At 72.8% G+C, this 4,896-nt stretch carries 5 protein-coding genes; 4 read left to right on the forward strand and 1 reads right to left on the reverse strand.

Annotated elements, in window-relative coordinates; translation table 11 throughout:
- From PLL68_RS12335 to PLL68_RS12350, 4 genes are all read left to right on the forward strand, one after another.
- The coding region (locus PLL68_RS12335; protein WP_324534501.1) for an energy-coupling factor transporter transmembrane component T family protein at nucleotides 1-513 on the forward strand (513 nt) is incomplete at its 5' end.
- Between the two features lie 148 nt (nucleotides 514-661).
- The gene (locus tag PLL68_RS12340) at nucleotides 662-1,180 is read left to right on the forward strand and encodes a SigE family RNA polymerase sigma factor (RefSeq protein ID WP_324534503.1); all 519 of its coding nucleotides are present in this window, start codon (nucleotides 662-664) and stop codon (nucleotides 1,178-1,180) included.
- Nucleotides 1,177-2,550, forward strand: coding sequence for a hypothetical protein (locus PLL68_RS12345; protein ID WP_324534505.1), 1,374 nt, complete (start codon nucleotides 1,177-1,179; stop codon nucleotides 2,548-2,550). Before PLL68_RS12340 ends, PLL68_RS12345 begins: the two co-directional genes overlap by 4 nt.
- Nucleotides 2,551-2,574: 24 nt before the next feature.
- A complete protein-coding gene (locus PLL68_RS12350) occupies nucleotides 2,575-3,789 on the forward strand; it encodes an MFS transporter (RefSeq protein ID WP_324534507.1) in 1,215 nt (404 codons plus the stop codon).
- A gap of 21 nt (nucleotides 3,790-3,810) precedes the next feature.
- Here the strand turns inward: PLL68_RS12350 and PLL68_RS12355 are convergent, their stop codons facing one another.
- Entirely contained in the window at nucleotides 3,811-4,692 is an 882-nt protein-coding gene (locus PLL68_RS12355; protein ID WP_324534509.1) for a hypothetical protein, read from the reverse strand.
- Nucleotides 4,693-4,896 lie beyond the last annotated feature (204 nt).

Genomic DNA, 4,896 nt, shown 5'->3' on the forward strand with positions numbered 1-4,896 from the left:
GTCGGGTGGTCGACGTGGTTCCTCGCAGGTCGCGACCTCGACCCCGCCCTCACCGTGGCGCTGCGAGTCCTCGTCATCGTGCTGCCGGCGGCCGTGCTCATCCCGTGGATCGACCCGGACCGCCTCGGCGACCACCTCGCCCAACGGCTCCGGCTGCCCGACCGCCCGGTCGTCGCGACGGCAGCCGCGCTGCAGCGGGTGCAGTCCTTCGGGCAGATCTGGTCCGAGCTGTCGCGCGCGCGGCGGGTGCGCGGCCTCGGGGTGTCGTGGCGGCGTCCGCGCACCGTCGTCGCCCACCTCGGGGCGCTGACGATGGGGTTGCTCGTGCGCACGCTGCGCGCGGCTGCCGAGCTGGCCGTGGCGATGGATGCCCGTGGCTTCGCGACGGCCTGGTCCCGATCGTGGTGGCTGCCCGCGCCGTGGCGGTGGCGCGACACCCTGCTCGTCCTGCTCTCGGCCGTCCCGCTCGCGGTCGCCCTCCTCGCGCCGGTGGTGGGCACGGCATCCGACTGATTGCAGCCCGCCCACCTCCGGCGGCCGGATCGAGGCCCCGTGAGGTCGGTGGATCGCAAGAAGTGCCGGGCGGCATCCACCCGTGGGGCGCCCGGCATCCGTACTCCTGGGTGAGATGGTTGCCATGGCGGCGGAAGGGGGCGGGCACGTGGCACAGCGAGACGAGTTCGACACCTTCGTCCGAGAGCGGTGGCCCTCGCTCGTCCGGTCCGCGATCCTGCTCACCGGCGACCGGGACTCGGCCGAGGACCTCGTCCAGGAGGCGCTGGGACGAGCGGCACAGCACTGGAGCCGGGTCGACCTCCCGCGGGCGGACGCCTACGTGCGGCGCATCCTCTATACCCGCTCGATCGACGCGTGGCGGTGGCGTCGGCGTCAACCGGACCCGGTGGAGGTGACCGAGCGTGACGCTGCTCCGGTGCGTGACGCCTCGGGTCGGTCCGATGACCGCCTCACCCTGGGCGTGGCGCTCGCACGCCTCACGCCGCGGCAGCGGGCGGTCCTCGTGCTGCGGTTCTACGAGGACCGCACCGAGGTGGAGACTGCCGTCCTGCTCGGCTGCTCGGTGAGCACGGTGAAGTCGCAGGCCCGGCACGCGCTGGGACGGCTGCAGGTCCTCGCGCCCGATCTCGCGGCGACGTACGGACACGAGGAGGTCCGGCCATGACCGACTCGACGACGCGGCTGCGTGAGGCGCTCTCGCAGATCGCCGCCGACCACACCGACGACGCCCCCGACCCGGCCACGCTGGATGCGATCTGGCGTGCCGGGAGGCGGCGGAGGTGGCGGGCCCGCGCCGGTGTGGTGGCCACCCTCGGCGTCGTCGCGCTGCTCGTGCTGGGTGCGTTCGTCCCCTGGGGCGTTCCGACGGTGGCCGTGCCCGCGACACCACCGGGAGTGCCCCTGGCGAGCTACCCGGAACACGTGGCCATGCCGTGGCGGCCGCACGTGACCTCCAGCCCCGGACTGACTTCCCTGGTCGTGCCCGGAACGCAGGAGGGCCGTGTGGGGGTGTATGCCATCGGGCCGGACGGGTCGGTGTCGTTCGTCTCCCAGGATGACGAGACGGCCGGCTTCCCTCCCTCGGTCATCCCGGGGCCGGCGCTCGCGGTCTCGCCGGACGGGCGCTGGCTGGCAACGGCATCTGCGCTGCTCGACGTCGTGAGCGGAGAGCGGGTGGGGATCACCCCTGACCTGTCGGTGGAGGAGACGACGGGGAGGGGTGCGTCGCCGTCGTGGAACCCGGACTCCTCCCGCGTGCTCTACCCGACGGTGCCGTCGCTGGCCGGCGCCGAGGCCGTGGTCGTCGACCTGGCGGGAGGTGTGCAGGACGTGCCACCGGCCGGGGTCGGGGATGCCCTGCTGCTCGCCGGCTGGACCGACGAGGAGACGGTGGTCGGACTCTGGCGCCGCAGCGCCGACGAGTTCACCGTGCTGACGTGGGGCCTCGGCGACGACCGGTGGACCAACGGCGCGACGGTCTCCTGGCCCGGCTGGGAGGAGGGACCCCAGGCGGCCGCCTCGGTGTCCCCCGACGGGTCGAGGCTCCTGCTTCTGCGGAGCGTGGACAGCATCGAGCCCGGGACCAACCCGGGCACCCAGGCCCAGCTCTTCGACACCTCGACCGGTGCACTCCTCGGCTTCCCCGTGGGTGACGTGCCGGCATCCGACGCGGGCTGGACGGAGGGTTCGTTCCTCTCGTGGGAGGGCTACGGCTGCCGGCCCGCGTGGCGCGGCGACGTGCCGGTCATCACGGACGGAGGCGTCCGGCTGGCGGACGGTCCCGCAGGCGAAGAGCTGGTGAGCATCTCCTCGGCGTTCGGCACGGACGTCTGCCCGGCCTTCGCCGGGAACGAGCTGCGCGGTGAGCCGGTCCCCAACCTCGGCGCCGTGTGGCTGGAGCGGCTGCACACCTGGGGTATCCCGCTGGGATCGCTGGTCCTCGCCGGCTTCGTCGTCTGGTTCTTCGGCCGACGGCAGAAGTGGCGTGAGCACCACAAACCGCTCCCCGCGATCTTCCCGACCTTCGGCCGCTGAGTCCGGGAGGCATACTGGTCGATCGTGTCTGCCATCCCCGTGTCCGCCGCCCCGGACAAGGTGAAGATCCCCCGTGAGATCTGGGTCCTCATCGCGTCGGCGTTCGTCATCGCGCTGGGGTTCGGGCTGATCCTGCCGGTGCTGCCGCAGTTCGCGCAGAGCTTCGGCGTCGGGGCCACGGCCAGCTCGATCGTCGTCAGCGCGTTCGCGTTCTTCCGGCTCGTGTTCGCCCCGGTCGGCGGACGGCTCATCGCGCGGATGGGGGAGCGGCCGATCTATCTCGCAGGCCTGGTCATCGTCGCGATCTCCACCGGGGCTACCGCCTTCGCGCAGACCTACTGGCAGCTACTGCTCTTCCGCGGTGTCGGTGGCATCGGCTCGGTGATGTTCACCGTGTCGGCGGTCGCGCTCATGGTGCGGCTCGCTCCGCCGTCGATCCGGGCGCGGGTGTCGTCGGTCTACGCCTCGGCGTTCCTGTTCGGCGGCATCCTCGGCCCGGTCGTCGGCGGCCTGCTCGGCAACCTCGGACTGCGCGTGCCCTTCATCGTGTATGCCGTCGCACTCCTCCTCGCGGCGGCGCTCGTCGGCGTCTTCCTCAGCGGTTCGTCGCTGCGGCCGGCCGAGGGCGCGCCGGTTCTCCCGGTGATGACGGTGCATGACGCGTGGCGCGACTCGGCCTACCGCGCGTCGATCGCGTCAGCCTTCGCCAACGGCTGGGCCAACTTCGGGGTACGTGCCGCGATTCTGCCGCTGTTCGCAGCGGTCGTGATCGGCAAGGAGCCGTGGGTGGCGGGCATGGCGCTGGCCGTGTTCGCGGCCGGCAACGCCGTGGGGCTGACCGTCGCCGGGCGGATGTCGGACCGGCTCGGGCGGCGGCCGTTCATCATCGGCGGGCTGCTCGTCAGCGGTGTCGCGACCGCAGTCACCGGGTTCGCCACCGACCTGCCGACCCTGGTGGTGCTCTCGGTGGTGGCAGGGTTCGGCGCAGGCGCCCTCAACCCCGCCCAGCAGGCCTCGCTCGCGGACGTCGTCGGGCGCGAACGCAACGGCGGCCCGGCGCTCGCCGCCTTCCAGATGTCGGCCGACACCGGGGCGATCATCGGGCCGATCCTGGCCGGGCTGCTGATCGACTACGGCAGCTACCCCCTGGCGTTCGGGACGACCGGGCTCATCACGCTGCTCGCCGTCATCCCGTGGCTGCGCGCCCGCGAGACCCACGAGGTCACCCGAGCCTCCTGACAACCCGAGCCCGTCCGCGGCTCAGGCCCGGGCGGGGGTCGTGTGCCTCTGCGCTGCCACCGGCCGATCCCCGGGGCGGACGAGGAGGGCAAGGGTCGCGAGGAGGCAGGCCAGGGTAGAACCGACCGCGACCGGTGAGAGCCACGACGTCCCCGCGATGCCGGCATCCGCCTGGAAGCCGCCGACCGCCCACAGCACGGCGAGGTATGCCGCGCCGCTGGCGTTGACCGCGACGGCCAGCACCGAGCCCCAGGGCATCCGGCGCCAGAGCATCACGCCGGCGATGAGGAAGGCCGGGGCCAGCACGCCCATGTCGAGGGCGTAGACGAGGTGCACGGCTGAGGGTGGCATGACGTTCTCGGGGAGGTCGCCGGTGACGGCGAACCGCACCGAGATCGTCCCCCAGGCGCCGAGCAGGGCCAGCCCGACGACGGTCGTGAACCCCGCGACGACCCTGGCCCGGGTGCCGCCGACGACGCCGGAGGCGGCCACATCGGCGTCGATGCTCGACGCGAGCAGTACGAGGCCTGCGGTCGATGCGGAGAACGCCACGACGTGGAGGAGGAAGACGTCGTTGAACGCGGTGCCGAAGGCGTAGTACGCGTAGTTGTAGGCGCCGTAGAAGAGCAGGCCGAGCCAGACGAGCACCGATGCGCTCGTGGGCCGGCGACGGCTGAGCACCATCGCGATGGCGAGCGCCGGCGCGACGAGCGCCAGGGTCACGAGGTCGTTGCCCCGCAGTGCGGCCACCGCCCAGGTGTCCTCCGGGTAGAGGTTCGCGGCCAGCAGGCCGATGGCGGACGTGAGGACCATGACGGCCAGGACCACGGCCGAGAGGACCCAGGCGGTGGTGAGCCGCGGCCCGGCTCGCAGGATGGTGGTGGGCGGCCGGTCGACTGACATGGTGTTCCTCGCGAGAGGCGCGACGCCGCCGGACGGCAGCGCCGTCGTCACGTCCACGCTAGCTCCGGGGCGTGGGGTCGGCGAAGGCCTGTTCCCACTGTCACACCCTCGACGTGGCCCGGCGTTCGGTCGGTCAGCCGGTCACCTCGTGGACGTGCCTGGGCATGAAGGCCGCCGCGACGACGAGCAGCACCGCGACCCCGA

It is taken from the genome of Ornithinibacter sp. (assembly GCF_035443565.1).
Lineage (GTDB): Bacteria > Actinomycetota > Actinomycetes > Actinomycetales > Dermatophilaceae > Fodinibacter.

Excerpts from the sequence above, each read along its gene's own strand:
- PLL68_RS12345 (WP_324534505.1), top strand. The coding sequence starts at position 1,177 with ATGACCGACTCGACGACGCGGCTGCGTGAGGCGCTCTCGCAGATCGCC.
- PLL68_RS12355 (WP_324534509.1), bottom strand. The coding sequence starts at position 4,692 with ATGTCAGTCGACCGGCCGCCCACCACCATCCTGCGAGCCGGGCCGCGG.